Here is a 20,779-nt window from a genome sequence, read left to right as displayed (position 1 = left end):
AATGGGTTATGATACAGTTATTTATGAGACGAATACACGACTCGTTGCCTAAGCACATACGGGACTAAACAATGAGGAATTTCGGATGGAATCTCATATGATTCTATTCGAGGTTTCGACGTTTTGAAGGAGGGTTTTATTAGATGATCGAAATTGAAAAACCAAAAATCGAAACGGTTGAAATCAGCGACGATGCCAAGTATGGCAAGTTTGTCGTAGAGCCACTTGAGCGTGGATATGGTACCACTTTAGGGAACTCCCTTCGTCGTATCCTTTTATCCTCACTTCCTGGTGCAGCTGTAACATCGATCCAGATAGATGGTGTCTTACACGAATTCTCAACGATCGAAGGCGTGGTTGAAGATGTTACAACGATTATCTTAAACATTAAAAAGCTTGCACTCAAAATCTACTCTGAAGAAGAGAAGACGCTTGAAATTGATGTACAAGATGAAGGTGCTGTTACAGCAGCTGATATTACACACGACAGCGATATTGAAATCTTAAATCCAGATCTTCACATCGCAACTCTTGGCAAGAATGCGAGTTTCCGTGTTCGTTTAACGGCTCAAAGAGGTCGCGGATATACTCCTGCTGATGCAAACAAAAGAGACGATCAGCCAATCGGTGTGATTCCGATTGACTCAATCTATACACCTGTATCTCGTGTGACATATCAAGTGGAGAACACCCGTGTTGGGCAAATCACAAACTATGATAAATTAACACTAGATGTATGGACTGATGGAAGCACAGGACCGAAAGAAGCGATCGCTCTAGGTTCTAAGATTTTAACTGAACACCTTAATATTTTCGTTGGTTTAACTGACGAAGCGCAGCATGCTGAAATCATGGTTGAAAAAGAAGAAGACCAAAAAGAAAAAGTACTTGAAATGACAATTGAAGAGCTTGATCTTTCTGTTCGTTCTTACAACTGTTTGAAGCGTGCGGGTATTAACACTGTTCAAGAGCTTGCTAACAAGACAGAAGAGGATATGATGAAAGTTCGTAACCTTGGACGTAAATCTCTTGAAGAAGTAAAAGCGAAACTAGACGAACTTGGACTAGGTCTTCGTAAAGACGATTGACTAGTTTCATTGTGAACTAGGATTTTCGTGTGTTTTTTATTTATACAGTATCTCTAATTAAGGAGGGGACATCACATGGCATACAGAAAGCTAGGACGCACTAGTGCACAACGTAAAGCAATGCTTCGTGACTTAACGACTGATTTGATCATCAACGAACGCATTGAAACAACTGAAACACGTGCGAAAGAACTTCGCTCTGTTGTTGAAAAAATGATCACTCTTGGCAAACGCGGAGATCTCCATGCTCGCCGTCAAGCGGCAGCTTACATTCGTAATGAAGTAGCTAACGCTGAAACAAACCAAGATGCACTTCAAAAATTGTTCACTGACGTTGCAACTCGCTACGAAGATCGCCAAGGCGGATACACTCGTATCATGAAGCTTGGACCTCGTCGCGGCGATGGTGCACCAATGGCTGTCATTGAATTAGTTTAATCACATATTGTGTATCTAAGAAAGGGCGGGACAGTTCATAACTGGATCTATGCCCTTTTTTAGGTACTGCGGGTTTTGTTGAACAAGTAAAGAAGAGGTTGAGCTGAGAGGAGGTCCGGCAGAGATGGGGAAGACATTAATTGACGTAAAAAATGTTGTATTTCGTTATCACAAAGATGCGGAGAAGCCTGCTTTAGATCAAGTGTCATTGCATGTGAATCAAAATGAATGGCTCGCCATTGTTGGTCATAACGGTTCAGGTAAATCCACACTTGCCCGTGTATTGAATGGGCTCATTTTACCGGATGCTGGAACTGTTAAGGTGGGAGAGATTGAGCTGAAAGAAGAACATATTTGGGATATTCGTAAAAAGGTCGGAATGGTCTTTCAAAATCCAGATAACCAATTTGTTGGCTCAACTGTTCGTGATGATGTGGCTTTTGGTTTAGAAAATAACGGGGTTGAGCGGGAATTAATGATAGAACGTGTAGATTGGGCTGTGAAGCAGGTCAATATGCAGGAATTTCTTGATCAAGAGCCGCACCATCTATCAGGTGGGCAAAAGCAGAGGGTAGCGATTGCAGGTGTGCTTGCCGCAAGCCCTGACATCATGATCTTGGACGAAGCAACATCTATGCTTGATCCGATTGGCCGTGAAGAAGTGTTAGAAACCGTCAGGATGCTGAAAAAACAAGGGACGGTCACAGTCATTTCCATTACACATGATTTAGACGAAGCCGCTAAGGCAGATCGTATCATTGTCATGGATGGTGGAAAGAAGTTCGCTGAGGGGACACCAGAAGAAATCTTTGAACTAGATGAACAGTTAATTCAAATCGGACTTGACCTGCCATTTTCCTATCGTTTGAGCAAAAAATTGAAGCAGCAAGGTGTGCCGCTTGCAAATGCCCATTTGACACAAGAAGGATTGGTGAAAGAGCTATGGACATTACGATCAAAGATCTAGAGCATCGTTATCAAATGAAAACGCCGTTTGAGCGTCTTGCTTTATATGATGTCAATGCTTCCATCAAAGAAGGCAGCTATGTGGCTGTCATTGGTCATACGGGTTCTGGCAAGTCTACACTTCTTCAACACCTAAATGGTCTGCTCAAACCGACGAAAGGAAGTATTGCGCTTGGGGACACTGTGTTACAAGCAAATAAAAAGCAAAAGAACATGAAATCCCTTCGTAAGAAAGTAGGTATTGTCTTTCAGTTTCCTGAGCATCAACTATTTGAGGAAACCATTCTCAAGGATATTTGCTTTGGACCTATGAATTTCGGCGTTCCAGAGAAGCAGGCAGAAGCCAAAGCGAAGGAAATGATGAAATTGGTGGGTCTTCCTGAATCCTTACTGTCTCGATCTCCTTTTGAACTAAGCGGGGGTCAAATGAGGCGTGTGGCGATTGCAGGTGTACTAGCGATGGAGCCAGAGGTACTTGTGTTGGATGAACCGACAGCGGGTCTTGACCCACGCGGCCGAAAAGAGATCATGGACATGTTCTATGAGCTTCATCAAAAAGCCAACCTCACAACGATCCTTGTGACACATAGTATGGAAGATGCTGCCCATTATGCGGATCAAATGATTGTGATGCATAAAGGCACCGTAAAGGCGACGGGATATCCGCGAGACTTATTTGCCAACCGTACAGACATGTCCTCCTTGGGTCTTGACCTGCCAGAAACGATTAAATTCCAGCAGGCTGTAGAAGAAAAATTAGGTATCACGTTTCCAAAGCCGCTTCTCACCATAGAGGAAATGGCGGAAGCCTTAACAGCTCTTTTTCAGGAGGAAACGACATCATGATGGATAGTATGATTATCGGCAAATACGTGCCAGGTACATCCTTTGTCCATCGTCTTGATCCAAGGACAAAGCTGTTGTCTATTTTCTTTTTCGTCTTTATTGTCTTTTTTGCAAATAACTATATCACCTACGGGCTTTTAGGGATTTTTACACTCCTTGTGGTCATGGTCTCACAGGTGCCGATATATTTTATTCTCAAGGGAATGAAGCCGATTCTTTGGATTGTTCTGTTCACTTTTATTCTGCATATCTTCATGACGAAGGATGGCGCACTGTTATTCCACTTTGGCTTCCTGAATATTTATGAAGAGGGTTTAAAGCAGGGGGTTTTCATTTCACTACGTTTTGTGTATCTCATCATGATGACGACACTTCTCACATTAACCACAACGCCTATCGAAGTGACTGATGGTATGGAAAAGCTGCTCCATCCATTTCGTAAAATCAAACTCCCTGTTCACGAGCTTGCCCTCATGATGTCCATCTCACTAAGGTTTATTCCGACATTACTTGAAGAGACGGATAAAATCATGAAAGCCCAAATGGCGAGAGGCGTAGATTTTACAAGTGGACCTGTGAAGGATCGCTTGAAGGCGATCGTGCCTTTGCTCGTTCCACTCTTCGTTAGTGCGTTTAAGCGTGCCGAGGAACTGGCGACCGCAATGGAAGCGAGAGGCTACCGCGGAGGAGAAGGGCGTACGAAATACCGCCAGCTTGTCTGGGGGATGAAAGACACAATTACTTTGCTTCTATTCATCCTGTTAACAGCACTTCTTGTGCTTTTCAGAAATTAGGTGATTCCTAGATGAAGGTAAAATGTATCGTATCCTACGATGGGACAAATTTTAAAGGGTATCAGGTTCAGCCTGGACAACGAACGGTTCAAACGGAGCTTGAGTCAGCGCTTGCTAGGATGCATAAACAAACAGAACCGATTTCTGTCGTGGCTTCAGGCCGTACAGACAGCGGTGTGCATGCAAAGGGTCAGGTCATCCATTTTCACACCCCGCTGATAATCCCGATGGAAAGGTGGCCATTTGCTCTGAACAGCTTGCTGCCTGATGATATTCGCATTCTGAAGGCTGAGGAAGTGGACGAGTCTTTTCATGCAAGATTTAGCGTCGCATCAAAGGAGTACCGCTATGTGGTCTCCACTGAAACACACCAAAATGTGTTCATGAGACACTATGCCTGTCACTACCCTTACCGGCTGGATGTAGACCGAATGAAAGAGGCTGCCACCTATCTAATAGGAACGTATGATTTCACAAGCTTCTGTGCGGCGAATACAGAGGTTCAAGACAAGGTGAGGACTATTTATACCCTTGAGTGGAAAAACGCGTCAGATGGGCTTGAAATGCGTGTGAGAGGCAACGGATTTCTATATAACATGGTGCGGATTATCGCTGGCACCTTACTTGAAGTAGGAGCTGGTAAATTTCGCCCTGAGGATGTCAAAGCCATGCTTGCCGCCCGAAATCGCAAAGCGGCAGGCAAAACTGCCCCTAGTCATGGACTGTATTTATGGGAAGTTTTCTATGACAACTAAACCAGGTGTAACATGTTCTTGACACAGGAAGCAGAAAGTTATAAGATATCATATGGTATGTATTTCAACCCCACAAATAAGCCCCGGAAACTTATCTGTGTTTTGAAATAGAACGTAGCATTTGATTTAAGGAAAAATCATTGATTTATTTAGGAGGGAAACTCATGCGTACAACACCAATGGCGAACGCAAGCACAATTGAGCGCAAATGGCTAGTTGTTGATGCGGCAGGCAAGACTCTAGGTCGTCTTTCGACTGAAGTAGCATCACTTTTGCGCGGTAAGCACAAACCAACTTATACCCCACACGTTGATACAGGTGACCACGTCATCATCATCAATGCTGAGAAAATCGAATTGACTGGTAAGAAATTGACGGACAAAATTTACTATCGTCACACAATGCACCCAGGTGGTTTGAAACAAAGAACTGCTCTTGAGATGCGTACAAAATACCCTGAAAAAATGTTGGAGCTTGCTATCAAAGGTATGCTTCCAAAGGGTCCATTAGGTCGTCAAATGTTCAAAAAATTAAATGTGTACCGTGGTTCTGAGCATCCACATCAAGCACAACAACCTGAAGTTTACGAACTTCGCGGTTAATTAAAAGGGAGGTTAACAATTTGGCACAGGTTCAATATTACGGTACAGGTCGTCGTAAAAGTTCTGTAGCGCGCGTTCGCTTAGTTCCAGGTGAAGGTCGTATCGTCGTTAATAATCGTGAAATTACTGAATACATTCCATTTGCTGCTTTAATCGAAGACGTGAAACAGCCTTTGAACATCACAGAAACAGCTAACAGCTACGATGTTCTTGTCAATGTTCACGGTGGTGGATTCTCTGGTCAAGCTGGCGCAATCCGTCACGGTATCTCTCGTGCTCTTCTTGAAGTAGATCCTGAGTACCGTCAACCACTTAAACGTGCTGGACTTCTTACTCGTGACTCTCGTATGAAAGAGCGTAAGAAATACGGTCTTAAAGGCGCACGTAGAGCTCCTCAGTTCTCGAAACGTTAATGATCAACAATTCAAGGCTCTCAAACCGTTTGGTTTGGAAGCCTTTTTGTTTGTTTGAAAACCTAGCGCACCCCACATTTATTATAAGTCAATGTAATTATGAAAGAGAACTTTGTTCTTAACCCACCTGACGCTTCCTTGAGAGGGATATGGACTTGTAATAGTGCGGTATTTACGGTCAGGCTAATGCGTTTGACAACCTTAATCGCATTTGGCGTAAAACAGTAGCTAACGGCGTGCGGTCACTGCGGGAGCGTTTGCTGACAAGTGTAAATGAAACAGTTTTTTGGACTAACCCGTCTTTGTCTAACATATGTATCACCAGACTGTTTTCCTCAACTCTAGGCACTTGGTATATCATCATAAAGTGAAATTTCCATTAAGGAATTTTTTCCTTGTCTTAACCAATCATATACACTACAGTCATTATTAGTGGGTTGGGATAAAATATGATTTACTTGAAATGCGACGGCGTCATATTCTATATAATTGACATCACCGTGGTCCAATCCATTAGTAGTCTCTACATACTTCCCAGTATCTTATCATAGTATTTTCCTATTACTTTGCCAAAGTCTATTCTTTCTTTGACTCCTTTTTTTAACATAGTGCCTTTTCTTGAAAACTTATCTAGAAAACTTATCTAGCAATTCTTGTACCTTTTTATTATCACCGTAATTGCACTTCAAACTTCTCTCAGAGCGATCTGGGGGGGTTTCGTGAGATAAAAAGGAGACCCGTCAAATTATAATAATATTTTTCCTCATTTGAAATATTTGTTATATTGGATATGGTGATATTCTGTTTTGCTTGGAGAGGGAAAAAGATGCTGCTCAAAATTGGTTTCATTGTGTTAGGCTTAGTCATTCTTTACGTAACGATTCAAGTCATTTTGTATAAAAGAGACATGAAGAAAACAAAAGAGGATCTTCTGAAATATGTGGAAAAAAACAAAGAGAACCTATCTGTCACGATTATTGAAAATGAACATGTTGTGTTAGCTTGGAACGCTGATAGGAAAACGCCTCTAGCAAGTACTGTGAAATTGCTGGTTCTCTTCCATTTCGTCAAAGCAGTATCGAAGGGCGATTTGAATTTGGATGAGATGGTGGAGTTGTCCGAATTAGAGCGATTTTATATCGATAGGACTGATGGCGGTGCACACAAGTATTGGCTGGAGGTCAACAAATTTTCTAAAAATGCTACTTTGTTAGATGTAGCAAAAGGGATGATGCAATACAGTTCAAATGCCTGTACGGATTATCTAATTGAACGAATCGGTCTTAAAAAGATCAATGATCGGATGACATGTGCAGGCCTTACAGAACATGATGAACTCATACCGCTGACGCCAAAGCTCTTGTGGTCAGCTTATGTATCTAATCATCGGCGGGATGCACTGAAGCAAATGAGCGGTGTATCCGATGAACAATACAAAACACTGATGAACGAGATCTTCGCTATTATGAAAAATGATCCAGAGCGAAAAATGGCATTAGAAGAAAAGATGAAGAAAAAGAATTTATTAAGTTTCCACATTCAGTCATTATTAGCACAAAAACTGACGAAGTCTACGACCAATCAATATGCCCATTTTATGAAACGTTTAAATGACGATTTGTTAACAGAGGAAGAAAAACGTCTTTTCAGCCAAATCGTGCTGGGGGAAACAGTGAAGGCTGAATCTGATCATTCTTTCTGGTATAAAGGCGGGGCGACATTGTTTGGCTTTACTTCTGCTTTATATCGAAGAACTGATACCAAATCTATTTCTATTTCACTTTTTATCAATGACCCAAAAGCAAAAAATTCATACTGGATTGAACGAATCTTCAATCAATTTGTGGTGACCCTAGCGATGGATAAAGCGTTTCGACAACGATTGATTCTGGCTTTCACTTCATAACGATCAAAAAACAGAAGGGAGTATGCCCCTCTGTTTTTCACATTACTTCTTCAACGAAAATGCCTGTACAAGGTTTGGCGTTTTTCTCTCGACTTCACTATACCGTCCACAAGCTCCTTTTGCCAAAGCTTTGGATTGTCTTTGTACGTATGGAAGGAATGAGGCAGCTTCTTTTCTAGTTGGGTTCTATTGAAGGTCACGGACGGCTCGTCGCTCGAGTTCATTTGTAAGGTAACCTTTTGTACGTTATTAATAAGGATAAAAAGTGCCATTGCGTTGTACAAATACGTTTTTTCAATGGTGTCTTTTTGATTAAACCAAAATGCGTCAAACTGTTCTTCTGTTAAAGAAGAATTCTCCTTTATACCATACGTTACTTTTAATGCTTTTCCAGCAATGATGTCAAACTCTCGAATCACTCCGCCTGGGAGATCTGATAAGATAGCACCAATTGCTGAATTGTCACCGAGATATGTATTCTTGTGCGTGGTGAGCTGTTTTAAGGAAGTGTCTTCAATTCCTTTGATGTCGCTCTTTTTTTCAACGGCTTGACTGCTGCATGCGGATAGAATGACTGTTAGCACCAGCAGGATATACATCCATTTCGTCATTTATTTTGCCCCTTTTCCAATCTTTCTATTATTAAAATTCCATTTTATCACAATTTAAATTCCGAAAAACCACTGATTTCTCCATTTCCATTAACTGAACTGCATGTTTTGTTCAAAGCAACGAACAATACAAAGAAAAAAGGAGTTCAGTCAATGGCAGAAGTGCTTTCATTTTATCAATTGAAAACCAAAAGGGATGTCATGCTGGAGAAGAAACTTTTACGTACTTTGTCTCTTCAAAAGGTAACGATCTCTTCTAAAAAGTTAACAAAAAAGGTGTTTCCATTTGCAGATGATCCAGCCGGTATGATGAGTGATGGCTGTATTGATTTTGCGATTGAGGCTTATTTAGCAGGTGGAAGATATGGTGAAGCGAGCAAACATGGGGAATCCTATGAAGAAATTAAAAAACGTTCGTATCAAGAAGAGAAAGAGCTGATTGAGGATTTGACGGGCTGTCTTCAATCGTGGGGCAATATGTTTCATATCAAGATAAAGACGTCATCGCTTCATGCTTTTGCCGAGATCTTTCTGAACACATGGTGGCAGGAAGGCTTTCGTGAGTCAGAAAAAAGACACAAGCTTCGGCTGCACTAAGCATATTTTGAGCCCTTGTCCCATATCTATAAAATAATGGCGTATGGGAGGGACAGGGATGAAAAGAAAGCTGAAGTGGACAGGGTTTTTAATCGGGTTTATTGTCCTCTTATTCTTATTCAGATTTCAATTTTTAAATGATGATTCATGGAAATCATGGAACTTACCTCTAAGTGGGAAGATCATCTATTTAGATCCGGGTCACGGTGGTCCAGATGGCGGTGCTGTTGGAGGTGATTTGCTTGAAAAAGAGATTGCACTTGATGTCTCCATGAAGATACGTGACTATTTGCAGGAGCAAGGAGCGCTTGTACTCATGACCCGTGAGGATGATTCAGATCTATCTTCAAAGAATACAAAGGGGTATGCCCGAAAGAAAGCGGAAGACTTGAGAAACCGCGTGAAAGTGATCAATGAGTCTGAAGCTGATCTTTATTTAAGTATTCACTTAAATGCGATTCCATCAAATAAGTGGAGCGGTGCTCAAACGTTTTTTTATGGAAAGTATGAGGAGAATGAAAAGGCGGCGAAGTTTATTCAAGATGAATTGCGAAAAAATCTTGAAAACACTAATCGGAAAGCGAAGCGGATTAACGGAATTTATTTGATGCAAAATGTCACGAAGCCAGGAGCGCTTGTGGAAATCGGATTTCTCTCCAACCCGAAAGAGGCGAGTCAGCTTGCGACACCGACTTATCAGGATCAAATTGCTGCCTCTATATATAAAGGAATTCTAAGATATTTAACAGAGCAAAAGCCGCCTGAATAAGCGGCTTTTTCCTTTTGGTATGAGGCAAACAGGACAGACATTGTAAGGATATGTATGATATACTTGAATTGTAAACGAATTCAATAAAGGGTGAGGTTCTGCTATGATCGGACAAGATGATGTGAGAAAACTAGTTGGGAAGATGGACGAACCTTTCCTTCATATACCGCTTGGTGAGCTGGATGCCATTAAGGAAATCAGTATGAAGCCTGAAAAAGAGCATGTGAGCTTAAAGGTAGCCATTGCTAAAACAGGCACTGCTGAGCAGATGAAGCTGCAGCAAGACATCGTACAATCCTTAAAGGCAGCAGGGGTCAAAACAGTCGGACTTCGTTTTGAGGAACTGCCTCAGGAGACGCTCGAAAAATTCATGCCGTCTCGTGCAGAGGAAGAAAACTTACTCAACTCAAAAAATCCACCTGTTTTTTTAGCGATTGCGAGCGGAAAGGGCGGCGTTGGTAAGTCCACTGTTTCCGTTAACCTTGCTGTGGCACTTGCTCGTTTAGGGAAAAAAGTCGGGTTAATTGACGCTGATATTTATGGCTTTAGTGTACCAGATATGATGGGAATTACCGTCAGACCGACAGTCAAAGGGGAAAAAATTATACCTGTGGAACGCTTTGGTGTAAAAGTGATTTCAATGGGCTTTTTTGTTGAAGAAAATGCACCAGTTATTTGGAGAGGACCCATGCTTGGTAAAATGTTAAATAACTTCTTCCACGAAGTCGAGTGGGGAGAATTAGATTTCTTACTATTAGATCTTCCGCCTGGAACAGGTGATGTGGCGCTTGATATTCATACGATGCTTCCAAGCTGTAAGGAGATCATTGTCACAACGCCGCATCCAACGGCAGCCTTTGTTGCTGCAAGAGCAGGCGCAATGGCATTGCAAACAGATCATGAAGTGCTTGGAGTAGTTGAGAATATGAGCTATTACGAAAGTAAAAAAACGGGTGAAAAGGAATATGTCTTTGGCAAAGGCGGGGGCGACAAGCTGGCTGAAGAACTGCGTGTATCTGTCCTTGGACAAATTCCATTAAGGCAGCCTGATTGGAATGAACAAGACTTTGCTCCGTCTGTCTATGAGGCAAGCCACCCAACAGGGAAGGTTTATCAAAGCATTGCCAATAAGGTCATTGAACAATTAGCGGTTAAAGCATAGTGAAAGCCCGAGTGGAATTCGCGCACTCGGGTGATTTTTAGCTGTCGTTGCCTTGATCCTGTGAGCCAGAATCACCGCTATTTTCAGTGGCAGCCTTTTTGAGTTCATCTTCAAATTTCTTTTTATAAAGAGGGCTGTTTAATGTTTCAGTAATGACTTTTTCTAAGTACTTTCTGAATTCTTTGCTTTTGACAAGCTCTCCATATTTCTTATCCATCTCAGGATCTTTCAGTATATCCATCATCATTTGTTGATAGTCAGGATCCTTCATCAACTGCTTTAACATCTTTTCATGTTGCTGTTGCATGGATTTTGCGAAAGTCTCGGCAAATTTAGAATCCTCAAAGACCTTCTTCCAGAACTCTTTGCCTTTATCTGAAGTAAGTGTTTTCTCTATGGTTGTTTTCACAGTTTGTTCATCCATAACCAAAGCTTCATTCATTGCCTCGTCATTTAATAACTGTTGAATGGCCTTTTTACCGTCATCTGTTTTCAAAATATCGACGACCATTTTCTTTGTTTCGTCATAGTCCATATGAGATGAGGATTGGGTTTTGGGAGCACAAGCTGTTAGAGATAAAAGAAGAAAACAGCTCATTATACGCAAGATGCCTTTTGACATACTGTGGCTCCTTTCGTTACATGTCTTACTTTTAATATGAATGTTTCACGTGAATTTATACATAACAAAAATAGGGGTTGGATTAATTTAATGAAAAGTCGGGAATTAGTTCGTTTTTTCTTCTCTGTTCTAGCTGTTGGAGCAGTTATTACTAGCGTGGTTGGCTTTGCACTGGAGTGGGGGAAATATCAGAAGCTGTTTGTGTCATTTGAATTCTTGGAGATTGCGTCTGTGCTATTTTGGTTTGTTGGTGTGGGGATGATCTTTAGTGTCATTAGTCAAATGGGATTTGTTGTCTTTTTGACGGTGCACCGGTTTGCGCTGGAAATTTTCCGGTCACATTCTTTATGGAATTCCATTCAACTGTTTCTCGTCATTTTTGTACTGTTTGATTTAGCTTATTTACGATTTTTATTTTTCGGGGAGAATGAATCATTCTTTCCATACTTGTGGCTGCCTGTATTGATTGGTTTGTTTGCATTGATCGTGGCTTATTTTAAACAGCAGCAGTCCTCAAAGAAAACATTTATTTCCGCACTATTTCTCATGGTGGTTATTACGTCCTTAGAGTGGTTCCCGGCGCTCAGAGTCAATGAAGAGGACTGGCTGTATTTAATGCTTTTCCCGCTGTTAGGCTGCAATGCTTTTCAGTTGTTAGCCATGCCGCGGTTCTCAAAGGCAAAAGCTACTTAACTTCAGTTGATTTTGATTTGGTATTGGAGATGAGCTCGCCAACTGTGACATTTTTTAAATTTTTCTCTTTTAAATGCTGAAGGATGGCTGGTAATGCCTGAGCGGTTTGAGTCGCTGAATCTGAGGCGTGAAACAGAACTATGTCTCCGCTTTTCAATCGATCATTTACATTGTGTACAATCTGATCGACGCCCGGGTTCAGCCAATCTTGAGAGTTGATGCTATAATGCACAACGGTATAGCCGTACTGTGTTGCAATTTTCAATACTGTTTCATTAAATTGCCCAGTTGGTGGCCTTAATAGGTAAATGTCATCTAGCCCGAGCTTTTGGAATGCATTTTGCGCTCTAACAAGATCTCGCTTCATTTCACTTTCTTCAAGCTGGCTATAATTTTTATAAGCATAGCCAAGGCTGCCGATTTGATGCCCGTCCTCCTTAATTCGTTTTACGATATCAGGATGACGCTCTGCCCAAGAAGCGGAAAGAAAGAAAGTGGCATTCTTCATATCGTACTCTCGAAGGACGTTTAGAATAGGAACGGCTTTCTCATCTCCCCACCCAATATTAAAAGTAAAGGAAACGTTTTTTGATGAAGTTTCTCCTTTATAAATTGCTCTCGGTCCATTTTCTGTTTTAAATACGGACAGCGGCGGTGCCTTTTGTACATAAAAAAAGGTTGCAGCTGCAAGGGCTGCTACAAGAATAATGACAATCTGCTTCAGCCGTTTGATGGGCAACACATATAATCGACTCAATTCAAATCCTCCTGCCTTGTCCAAGATTGTTAATTGATTGTATGCGGAACAAGGATTAGAAATGCACAACAAAACTATTTCAAAAAAAGTTTCAAAAAGACGTTGACCAATAGATTGTTTTCGTGATATATTATTAATCGTCTCTGACACACAATGACACAAAAAGCTTCAGAAAATAAACTTGAAAAAGTTGTTGACATATGATGAAGCGAAATGTTACATTATTAAAGTCGCTAAGAACGGTGAAGATGATCTTTGAAAACTAAACAAGACAAAACGTACCTGTTCATTCGAGATTTGATAAAAAATCCTATGATACATCATAGGTAGTCAGTCAAACTGACGAGGCAGGAGAATGATTACATGCTAAGTTACATTGTGTAGCAGCGCATGTGTGATATGCATCCTGCATACTTCGGAGAGTTTGATCCTGGCTCAGGACGAACGCTGGCGGCGTGCCTAATACATGCAAGTCGAGCGAACAGAAGGGAGCTTGCTCCTGGAAGTTAGCGGCGGACGGGTGAGTAACACGTGGGTAACCTGCCTGTAAGACTGGGATAACTCCGGGAAACCGGAGCTAATACCGGATAATTCCTTGAACCGCATGGTTCAAGGATGAAAGACGGTTTCGGCTGTCACTTACAGATGGACCCGCGGCGCATTAGCTAGTTGGTGAGGTAATGGCTCACCAAGGCGACGATGCGTAGCCGACCTGAGAGGGTGATCGGCCACACTGGGACTGAGACACGGCCCAGACTCCTACGGGAGGCAGCAGTAGGGAATCTTCCGCAATGGACGAAAGTCTGACGGAGCAACGCCGCGTGAGTGAAGAAGGTTTTCGGATCGTAAAGCTCTGTTGTTAGGGAAGAACAAGTACGAGAGTCACTGCTCGTACCATGACGGTACCTAACCAGAAAGCCACGGCTAACTACGTGCCAGCAGCCGCGGTAATACGTAGGTGGCAAGCGTTGTCCGGAATTATTGGGCGTAAAGGGCTCGCAGGCGGTTTCTTAAGTCTGATGTGAAAGCCCCCGGCTCAACCGGGGAAGGTCATTGGAAACTGGGGAACTTGAGTGCAGAAGAGGAGAGTGGAATTCCACGTGTAGCGGTGAAATGCGTAGAGATGTGGAGGAACACCAGTGGCGAAGGCGACTCTCTGGTCTGTAACTGACGCTGAGGAGCGAAAGCGTGGGGAGCGAACAGGATTAGATACCCTGGTAGTCCACGCCGTAAACGATGAGTGCTAAGTGTTAGGGGGTTTCCGCCCCTTAGTGCTGCAGCTAACGCATTAAGCACTCCGCCTGGGGAGTACGGTCGCAAGACTGAAACTCAAAGGAATTGACGGGGGCCCGCACAAGCGGTGGAGCATGTGGTTTAATTCGAAGCAACGCGAAGAACCTTACCAGGTCTTGACATCCTCTGACAACCCTAGAGATAGGGCTTTCCCTTCGGGGACAGAGAGACAGGTGGTGCATGGTTGTCGTCAGCTCGTGTCGTGAGATGTTGGGTTAAGTCCCGCAACGAGCGCAACCCTTGATCTTAGTTGCCAGCATTCAGTTGGGCACTCTAAGGTGACTGCCGGTGACAAACCGGAGGAAGGTGGGGATGACGTCAAATCATCATGCCCCTTATGACCTGGGCTACACACGTGCTACAATGGACAGAACAAAGGGCTGCGAGACCGCAAGGTTGAGCGAATCCCACAAATCTGTTCTCAGTTCGGATCGCAGTCTGCAACTCGACTGCGTGAAGCTGGAATCGCTAGTAATCGCGGATCAGCATGCCGCGGTGAATACGTTCCCGGGCCTTGTACACACCGCCCGTCACACCACGAGAGTTTGCAACACCCGAAGTCGGTGAGGTAACCTTTATGGAGCCAGCCGCCGAAGGTGGGGCAGATGATTGGGGTGAAGTCGTAACAAGGTAGCCGTATCGGAAGGTGCGGCTGGATCACCTCCTTTCTAAGGATATATGGAGCAACGTGCGTTTTGGTCTTGTTTAGTTTTGAAGGATTATCCCTTCAAAACATGTCTCTAGCGAGACAGAATTGTTCTTTGAAAACTAGATAACAATAAGTAATACATTCACATTGAATGCAAAGTGTATCACAAAGTGATTCTTTCTAAAGTAAGAAATGGTTAAGTTAGAAAGGGCGCACGGTGGATGCCTTGGCACTAGGAGCCGATGAAGGACGGGACGAACACCGATATGCTTCGGGGAGCTGTAAGCAAGCATTGATCCGGAGATTTCCGAATGGGGAAACCCACTGCTCGTAATGGAGTAGTATCCATACTTGAATACATAGAGTATGAGAAGGCATACCCGGGGAACTGAAACATCTAAGTACCCGGAGGAAGAGAAAGCAAATGCGATTCCCTAAGTAGCGGCGAGCGAAACGGGAACAGCCCAAACCAAGAGGCTTGCCTCTTGGGGTTGTAGGACACTCTATACGGAGTTACAAAGGAATGATATAAGCGAAGAGGTCTGGAAAGGCCCGCCAGAGAAGGTAACAGCCCTGTAACTGAAATGTCATTCTCTCCAGAGTGGATCCTGAGTACGGCGGAACACGTGAAATTCCGTCGGAATCCGGGAGGACCATCTCCCAAGGCTAAATACTCCCTAGTGACCGATAGTGAACCAGTACCGTGAGGGAAAGGTGAAAAGCACCCCGGAAGGGGAGTGAAATAGATCCTGAAACCGTGTGCCTACAAGTAGTCAGAGCCCGTTAACGGGTGATGGCGTGCCTTTTGTAGAATGAACCGGCGAGTTACGATCCCGTGCAAGGTTAAGCAGAAGATGCGGAGCCGCAGCGAAAGCGAGTCTGAATAGGGCGCAAGAGTACGTGGTCGTAGACCCGAAACCAGGTGATCTACCCATGCCCAGGGTGAAGTTCAGGTAACACTGAATGGAGGCCCGAACCCACGCACGTTGAAAAGTGCGGGGATGAGGTGTGGGTAGGGGTGAAATGCCAATCGAACCTGGAGATAGCTGGTTCTCTCCGAAATAGCTTTAGGGCTAGCCTCAAGGTAAGAGTCTCGGAGGTAGAGCACTGATTGGACTAGGGGCCCCTACCGGGTTACCGAATTCAGTCAAACTCCGAATGCCGATGACTTATCCTTGGGAGTCAGACTGCGAGTGATAAGATCCGTAGTCGAAAGGGAAACAGCCCAGACCGCCAGCTAAGGTCCCAAAGTATACGTTAAGTGGAAAAGGATGTGGAGTTGCTTAGACAACCAGGATGTTGGCTTAGAAGCAGCCACCATTTAAAGAGTGCGTAATAGCTCACTGGTCGAGTGACTCTGCGCCGAAAATGTACCGGGGCTAAACGTATCACCGAAGCTGCGGACTGTTCTAACGAACAGTGGTAGGAGAGCGTTCTAAGGGCAGAGAAGCCAGACCGGAAGGACTGGTGGAGCGCTTAGAAGTGAGAATGCCGGTATGAGTAGCGAAAGACGGGTGAGAATCCCGTCCACCGAATGCCTAAGGTTTCCTGAGGAAGGCTCGTCCGCTCAGGGTCAGTCGGGACCTAAGCCGAGGCCGAAAGGCGTAGGCGATGGACAACAGGTTGATATTCCTGTACCACCTCCTCACCATTTGAGCAATGGGGGGACGCAGGAGGATAGGGTAAGCGCGGTAATGGATATCCGCGTCCAAGCAGTTAGGCTGGGAAATAGGCAAATCCGTTTCCCGAAAAGGCTGAGCTGTGATGGCGAGCGAAATTTAGTAGCGAAGTTCCTGATTCCACACTGCCAAGAAAAGCCTCTAGCGAGGTGAGAGGTGCCCGTACCGCAAACCGACACAGGTAGGCGAGGAGAGAATCCTAAGGTGATCGAGAGAACTCTCGTTAAGGAACTCGGCAAAATGACCCCGTAACTTCGGGAGAAGGGGTGCTTCTTAGGGTGTTAAAGCCCCGAGAAGCCGCAGTGAATAGGCCCAGGCGACTGTTTAGCAAAAACACAGGTCTCTGCGAAGCCGTAAGGCGAAGTATAGGGGCTGACGCCTGCCCGGTGCTGGAAGGTTAAGAGGAGCGCTTAGCGTAAGCGAAGGTGCGAATTGAAGCCCCAGTAAACGGCGGCCGTAACTATAACGGTCCTAAGGTAGCGAAATTCCTTGTCGGGTAAGTTCCGACCCGCACGAAAGGCGCAACGATCTGGGCACTGTCTCAACGAGAGACTCGGTGAAATTATAGTACCTGTGAAGATGCAGGTTACCCGCGACAGGACGGAAAGACCCCGTGGAGCTTTACTGTAGCCTGATATTGAATGTTGGTACAGCTTGTACAGGATAGGTAGGAGCCTTGGAAACCGGAGCGCCAGCTTCGGTGGAGGCATCGGTGGGATACTACCCTGGCTGTATTGACCTTCTAACCCGCTGCCCTTAACGGGCAGGGAGACAGTGTCAGGTGGGCAGTTTGACTGGGGCGGTCGCCTCCTAAAATGTAACGGAGGCGCCCAAAGGTTCCCTCAGAATGGTTGGAAATCATTCGCAGAGTGTAAAGGCACAAGGGAGCTTGACTGCGAGACCTACAAGTCGAGCAGGGACGAAAGTCGGGCTTAGTGATCCGGTGGTTCCGCATGGAAGGGCCATCGCTCAACGGATAAAAGCTACCCCGGGGATAACAGGCTTATCTCCCCCAAGAGTCCACATCGACGGGGAGGTTTGGCACCTCGATGTCGGCTCATCGCATCCTGGGGCTGTAGTCGGTCCCAAGGGTTGGGCTGTTCGCCCATTAAAGCGGTACGCGAGCTGGGTTCAGAACGTCGTGAGACAGTTCGGTCCCTATCCGTCGCGGGCGCAGGAAATTTGAGAGGAGCTGTCCTTAGTACGAGAGGACCGGGATGGACGCACCGCTGGTGTACCAGTTGTTCTGCCAAGGGCATCGCTGGGTAGCTATGTGCGGACGGGATAAGTGCTGAAAGCATCTAAGCATGAAGCCCCCCTCAAGATGAGATTTCCCATTCCGCAAGGAAGTAAGATCCCTGAAAGATGATCAGGTTGATAGGTCTGAGGTGGAAGCGTGGTGACACGTGGAGCTGACAGATACTAATCGATCGAGGACTTAACCTATATTCTAATGTGAAGCATAAACATTGTTATCTAGTTTTGAGAGAACATTCTCTCCATCAGGTTTGGTGGCGATAGCGAAGAGGTCACACCCGTTCCCATACCGAACACGGAAGTTAAGCTCTTCAGCGCCGATGGTAGTTGGGGGTCTCCCCCTGTGAGAGTAGGACGCCGCCAAGCTTTTTGATTATATCCTTCCAATGGAAGAAGTCACTTTATCCATTCCGCAGTAGCTCAGTGGTAGAGCTATCGGCTGTTAACCGATCGGTCGTAGGTTCGAATCCTACCTGCGGAGCCATGCTTCCATAGCTCAGTAGGTAGAGCACTTCCATGGTAAGGAAGAGGATTCTATCGTTCAAGAAAAGCTTGGAAGAACAATACTTCAAGAAGTTTTGTGGTAAGTGGTCAAGTAATGACCCTCAAAGTATTTAACTTCACGACTTTACAACTGTACAGAATACATAATATACAGAGCCACTTTTCTAGTGGGTAGCGTAAAAACTACTTAATGGAAAGGTGGCTTTTTTGTGCTTATCAGATTTGCTATAAAAGAATTTTTGTCTGAAAAAGAATATGAAAATTTATCCAAGAGCACCATTTCAGGTTATGAAATGCTATTTGATGATTTCCTGAGCTGGTGTGATGAACAGGGCTTCCAAAGAGTTCAAGACCTGAATAGTCGACCATAAAACAATATTTAACGAGGTGCAAGACTGAAAAAGGTAATAACCCCACAAGCTTAAACACAAAAAAAAAAGCAATTTAATACCCTTTTTAATTTCCTCGTTCAAGAAGATATGATGAGTTCAAACCCTATGGAGTCCATAAAGAAAGTAAAAGAGGACATAAGGATTAAAACTTTCACAGATGAAGAAGTCAAAGAGATTCTTTCCCACCTCAGAAGAAACAAGAGAAGAGAAAACGATTTGCACTCAATAAGGAACTACACAATATTTTTAACCCTCATAGAGACTGGCTTGAGAGCTCAGAGCTTACCTCCTTAAAATGGCAAGATATTGACCTTTTCAACAGGTCTATTAAGGTCTTTGGTAAAGCCAGAATTGAACAGAGCGTTCCTATTTCAGAGCAACTTGTGAGAGAGCTGAGCTATTGGAAAGAGTATTGTATGAGCCTATTTGAGGAGCTTTCTCCTTGGGTTTTCGTAACGAAGCAAAATAAACAATTCACTACCAACGGTCTCAAATGCTGGTTCAAACTAATTGCCAAGCTCATGGAGTTCCCTGAAACAAGGTGCTCAGCTCATTCATGCAGACATTATTTTGCTAAGAAGTGGATTCAAAATGGAGGGGACATTTCAACGCTCTCCAAAGTGCTGAGACATACTAGCATAAAGACTACAGAAAAATATTTCAACTTCTGGGGGAATGAAGTTAAGGACGATTATGACAAGTTCAACGCTCTGGAAGGGATAGCTTTGTGACTTATCAGAGGTACGCTCCAAATGTTATAAACATTCTTGAGCCAGCTATTAAAGCTTTCAAGGCTTCAGTATTGGCTTACAAGTCCAGAAGAATAAAAAAGAGCTTAAGTGCATATTTCTGGGGTGCGCTGGTTGGTATATATGCTGTTGAACAAAGGAGAGCTAACTCAAAGGAGCTTCAAGGGTTTCCTTTTTATAACTGGTTAGTGGGCTAATATAGATGGTATAATTTGAAATATATAGGAAGATTACAATAGAGAAAAACTGGGCTGTTGAGTGCTGGGGAGATCTAGGAGAAACACAGTTATCTTATACTAAAAGAGAAGCTCTTGGTTATTTTAAAGCATTAAAAAAAGTTGGACAGCTCAAAATATATTTATACAAACGATAGAATTATTAATAAAAATAATAATGATAAGGCTGACTATTCAACAAATTTATAAGAACTATAAAAATAAAAATTGATTATTGAAGCTCAATTTTAAAGCGTGTATTTTTTGGGGATTGTGACTTATGACTAAAGAAGTAATTCTAACTTGCCCGCATTGTGGAAATAAAGCTCCAATGAAATTGCTCAATAGATACGAGAAAGAAACAACGGTTAGAATAGCATATGATGATGAATTTTCATGATATTTTTGAGGTGTTTGAATGCCCTGTTTGCGAAGGTTTTCAGTTATATTATACGCATTGGAATACTGAGGAAGCTTACTATGAGGATTATGACATTTATGAGGACGGAATTTTATTATTTCCTCCTATTGCAAGAGTTAATTTAAATGATTTACCCAAAAGCATTAGAAGTGCTTATGAGTCAGCTCTAAGGGTAAAAAATATAGATAACACTGTTTGTGTAATAGCCTTGAGAAGGACTTTAGAAATGGTATGTAAAGACCAAGGTGCAGTTAATGTACAGCTTCATCAAAAGCTAAATCAATTACAGCAACAAGGAATTTTGCCACCTTAAATGGGTGATATTTCAAAGGTTATAAAAGATTTTGGAAATATGGATGCTCATGGTAACGAAGTTAAGTTTCATGGTCATATGGTAGAAATTATGTTCAGATTTACCAACAAAATTCTTGAATTTGTGTATATACTCACTAAAGAAATGCAAAGAGCTAAGAATCATTTAGAAATGTTATCAGAGCAAGCAAAAGAAGAAGCTGAACAAGTACAATAAAAGAGACCCTCTTCACAGGTCTCTTATGTGTTTACTCGTTTATGAGGTTTTATTTTTAATCTATAGCCAGAC

General features: G+C 43.3%; 20 protein-coding genes, 1 tRNA gene, 3 rRNA genes and 1 pseudogene. 21 read left to right on the top strand and 4 right to left on the bottom strand.

The annotated features are described in order from the left end of the window. Positions 1-143 precede the first annotated feature (143 nt). From ABVJ71_RS10520 to rpsI, 8 genes are all read left to right on the top strand, one after another. A complete protein-coding gene (locus tag ABVJ71_RS10520) occupies positions 144-1,088 on the top strand; it encodes a DNA-directed RNA polymerase subunit alpha (RefSeq protein WP_353853989.1) in 945 nt (314 codons plus the stop codon). Positions 1,089-1,163: 75 nt separating this feature from the next. Further along, positions 1,164-1,526, top strand: coding sequence for a 50S ribosomal protein L17 (gene rplQ, locus ABVJ71_RS10515; protein WP_353853988.1), 363 nt, complete (start codon positions 1,164-1,166; stop codon positions 1,524-1,526). Between the two features lie 124 nt (positions 1,527-1,650). After that, positions 1,651-2,493: an energy-coupling factor ABC transporter ATP-binding protein gene (locus tag ABVJ71_RS10510; protein ID WP_353853987.1), complete on the top strand. Its 843-nt coding sequence runs from the start codon at positions 1,651-1,653 to the stop codon at positions 2,491-2,493. Further along, positions 2,469-3,338 (top strand): energy-coupling factor ABC transporter ATP-binding protein, encoded by an 870-nt coding sequence (locus tag ABVJ71_RS10505; RefSeq protein WP_353853986.1) that lies wholly within the window; start codon positions 2,469-2,471, stop codon positions 3,336-3,338. The genes ABVJ71_RS10510 and ABVJ71_RS10505 overlap by 25 nt, the downstream gene beginning before the upstream one ends. Continuing rightward, a complete protein-coding gene (locus ABVJ71_RS10500) occupies positions 3,335-4,132 on the top strand; it encodes an energy-coupling factor transporter transmembrane protein EcfT (protein WP_353853985.1) in 798 nt (265 codons plus the stop codon). The genes ABVJ71_RS10505 and ABVJ71_RS10500 overlap by 4 nt, the downstream gene beginning before the upstream one ends. Positions 4,133-4,143: 11 nt before the next feature. Continuing rightward, the gene (gene truA / locus ABVJ71_RS10495; RefSeq protein ID WP_353853984.1) at positions 4,144-4,887 is read left to right on the top strand and encodes a tRNA pseudouridine(38-40) synthase TruA; all 744 of its coding nucleotides are present in this window, start codon (positions 4,144-4,146) and stop codon (positions 4,885-4,887) included. Between the two features lie 164 nt (positions 4,888-5,051). After that, positions 5,052-5,489 carry a 50S ribosomal protein L13 gene (gene rplM / locus ABVJ71_RS10490; RefSeq protein WP_353853983.1) on the top strand — a complete coding sequence of 146 codons (438 nt, stop codon included), beginning with the start codon at positions 5,052-5,054 and terminating at the stop codon, positions 5,487-5,489. Positions 5,490-5,509: 20 nt separating this feature from the next. Then, complete coding sequence (gene rpsI, locus ABVJ71_RS10485; protein ID WP_353853982.1) at positions 5,510-5,902, top strand: 30S ribosomal protein S9; 393 nt, start codon at positions 5,510-5,512, stop codon at positions 5,900-5,902. A gap of 341 nt (positions 5,903-6,243) precedes the next feature. On the opposite strand, the pseudogene ABVJ71_RS10480 reads toward rpsI, so the two are convergent. Continuing rightward, positions 6,244-6,426 (bottom strand): annotated as a pseudogene (locus ABVJ71_RS10480) (hypothetical protein); the annotation flags it as partial. Positions 6,427-6,728: 302 nt separating this feature from the next. On the opposite strand from ABVJ71_RS10480, the gene ABVJ71_RS10475 reads away from it, so the two are divergent. Continuing rightward, positions 6,729-7,808: a serine hydrolase gene (locus tag ABVJ71_RS10475; RefSeq protein WP_353853981.1), complete on the top strand. Its 1,080-nt coding sequence runs from the start codon at positions 6,729-6,731 to the stop codon at positions 7,806-7,808. Between the two features lie 50 nt (positions 7,809-7,858). On the opposite strand, the gene ABVJ71_RS10470 is transcribed toward ABVJ71_RS10475, so the two are convergent. After that, positions 7,859-8,419, bottom strand: coding sequence for a DUF4825 domain-containing protein (locus tag ABVJ71_RS10470; protein ID WP_353853980.1), 561 nt, complete (start codon positions 8,417-8,419; stop codon positions 7,859-7,861). Positions 8,420-8,572: 153 nt separating this feature from the next. Between ABVJ71_RS10470 and ABVJ71_RS10465 the strand changes: the two genes are divergently transcribed. The 3 genes from ABVJ71_RS10465 (at position 8,573) to ABVJ71_RS10455 (ending at position 10,947) form a co-directional block, all read left to right on the top strand. Continuing rightward, the gene (locus tag ABVJ71_RS10465) at positions 8,573-9,016 is read left to right on the top strand and encodes a DUF2521 family protein (protein WP_353853979.1); all 444 of its coding nucleotides are present in this window, start codon (positions 8,573-8,575) and stop codon (positions 9,014-9,016) included. Between the two features lie 58 nt (positions 9,017-9,074). After that, entirely contained in the window at positions 9,075-9,785 is a 711-nt protein-coding gene (gene cwlD / locus ABVJ71_RS10460; protein ID WP_353853978.1) for an N-acetylmuramoyl-L-alanine amidase CwlD, read from the top strand. Between the two features lie 103 nt (positions 9,786-9,888). Further along, positions 9,889-10,947, top strand: a complete 1,059-nt coding sequence (locus tag ABVJ71_RS10455; RefSeq protein ID WP_353853977.1) for a P-loop NTPase — start codon at positions 9,889-9,891, stop codon at positions 10,945-10,947. 37 nt (positions 10,948-10,984) lie between these two features. Here ABVJ71_RS10455 and gerD read toward each other — a convergent pair whose 3' ends face one another. Then, positions 10,985-11,569 carry a spore germination lipoprotein GerD gene (gene gerD / locus ABVJ71_RS10450; protein WP_353853976.1) on the bottom strand — a complete coding sequence of 195 codons (585 nt, stop codon included), beginning with the start codon at positions 11,567-11,569 and terminating at the stop codon, positions 10,985-10,987. A 90-nt stretch (positions 11,570-11,659) separates the two neighbouring features. Between gerD and ABVJ71_RS10445 the strand changes: the two genes are divergently transcribed. Beyond that, positions 11,660-12,262 (top strand): KinB-signaling pathway activation protein, encoded by a 603-nt coding sequence (locus ABVJ71_RS10445; RefSeq protein WP_353853975.1) that lies wholly within the window; start codon positions 11,660-11,662, stop codon positions 12,260-12,262. Here ABVJ71_RS10445 and pdaB read toward each other — a convergent pair. Further along, positions 12,255-13,019, bottom strand: a complete 765-nt coding sequence (gene pdaB / locus ABVJ71_RS10440) for a polysaccharide deacetylase family sporulation protein PdaB (protein WP_353853974.1) — start codon at positions 13,017-13,019, stop codon at positions 12,255-12,257. The genes ABVJ71_RS10445 and pdaB overlap by 8 nt on opposite strands. A gap of 412 nt (positions 13,020-13,431) precedes the next feature. Here pdaB and ABVJ71_RS10435 point away from each other — a divergent pair. From ABVJ71_RS10435 to ABVJ71_RS10400, 8 genes are all read left to right on the top strand, one after another. After that, positions 13,432-14,980, top strand: a 16S ribosomal RNA gene (locus ABVJ71_RS10435). Positions 14,981-15,155: 175 nt separating this feature from the next. Then, positions 15,156-18,086, top strand: a 23S ribosomal RNA gene (locus ABVJ71_RS10430). Positions 18,087-18,147: 61 nt separating this feature from the next. Continuing rightward, positions 18,148-18,263 (top strand): 5S ribosomal RNA (gene rrf / locus ABVJ71_RS10425). Together the 16S, 23S and 5S rRNA genes with 1 tRNA gene alongside form the textbook arrangement of a ribosomal RNA operon. A 43-nt stretch (positions 18,264-18,306) precedes the next feature. Further along, positions 18,307-18,381: transfer RNA gene (locus ABVJ71_RS10420), tRNA-Asn, on the top strand. Positions 18,382-18,880: 499 nt separating this feature from the next. Next, the gene (locus ABVJ71_RS10415) at positions 18,881-19,087 is read left to right on the top strand and encodes a hypothetical protein (protein WP_353853973.1); all 207 of its coding nucleotides are present in this window, start codon (positions 18,881-18,883) and stop codon (positions 19,085-19,087) included. Then, on the top strand, positions 19,036-19,524 hold the full coding sequence (locus ABVJ71_RS10410) for a site-specific integrase (protein WP_353856636.1): 489 nt from the start codon (positions 19,036-19,038) through the stop codon (positions 19,522-19,524). Before ABVJ71_RS10415 ends, ABVJ71_RS10410 begins: the two co-directional genes overlap by 52 nt. A gap of 613 nt (positions 19,525-20,137) precedes the next feature. After that, positions 20,138-20,491, top strand: a complete 354-nt coding sequence (locus tag ABVJ71_RS10405) for a DUF4145 domain-containing protein (protein WP_353853972.1) — start codon at positions 20,138-20,140, stop codon at positions 20,489-20,491. Next, positions 20,492-20,707: a hypothetical protein gene (locus tag ABVJ71_RS10400; protein WP_353853971.1), complete on the top strand. Its 216-nt coding sequence runs from the start codon at positions 20,492-20,494 to the stop codon at positions 20,705-20,707. Positions 20,708-20,779 lie beyond the last annotated feature (72 nt).

It is taken from the genome of Bacillus sp. Bos-x628, assembly GCF_040500475.1.
GTDB classification, from domain to species: Bacteria; Bacillota; Bacilli; order Bacillales; family Bacillaceae; genus Bacillus; species Bacillus maqinnsis.
Note: the sequence above shows the minus strand (reverse complement) of the source record. Positions and strands in the feature narration are given on the sequence as shown.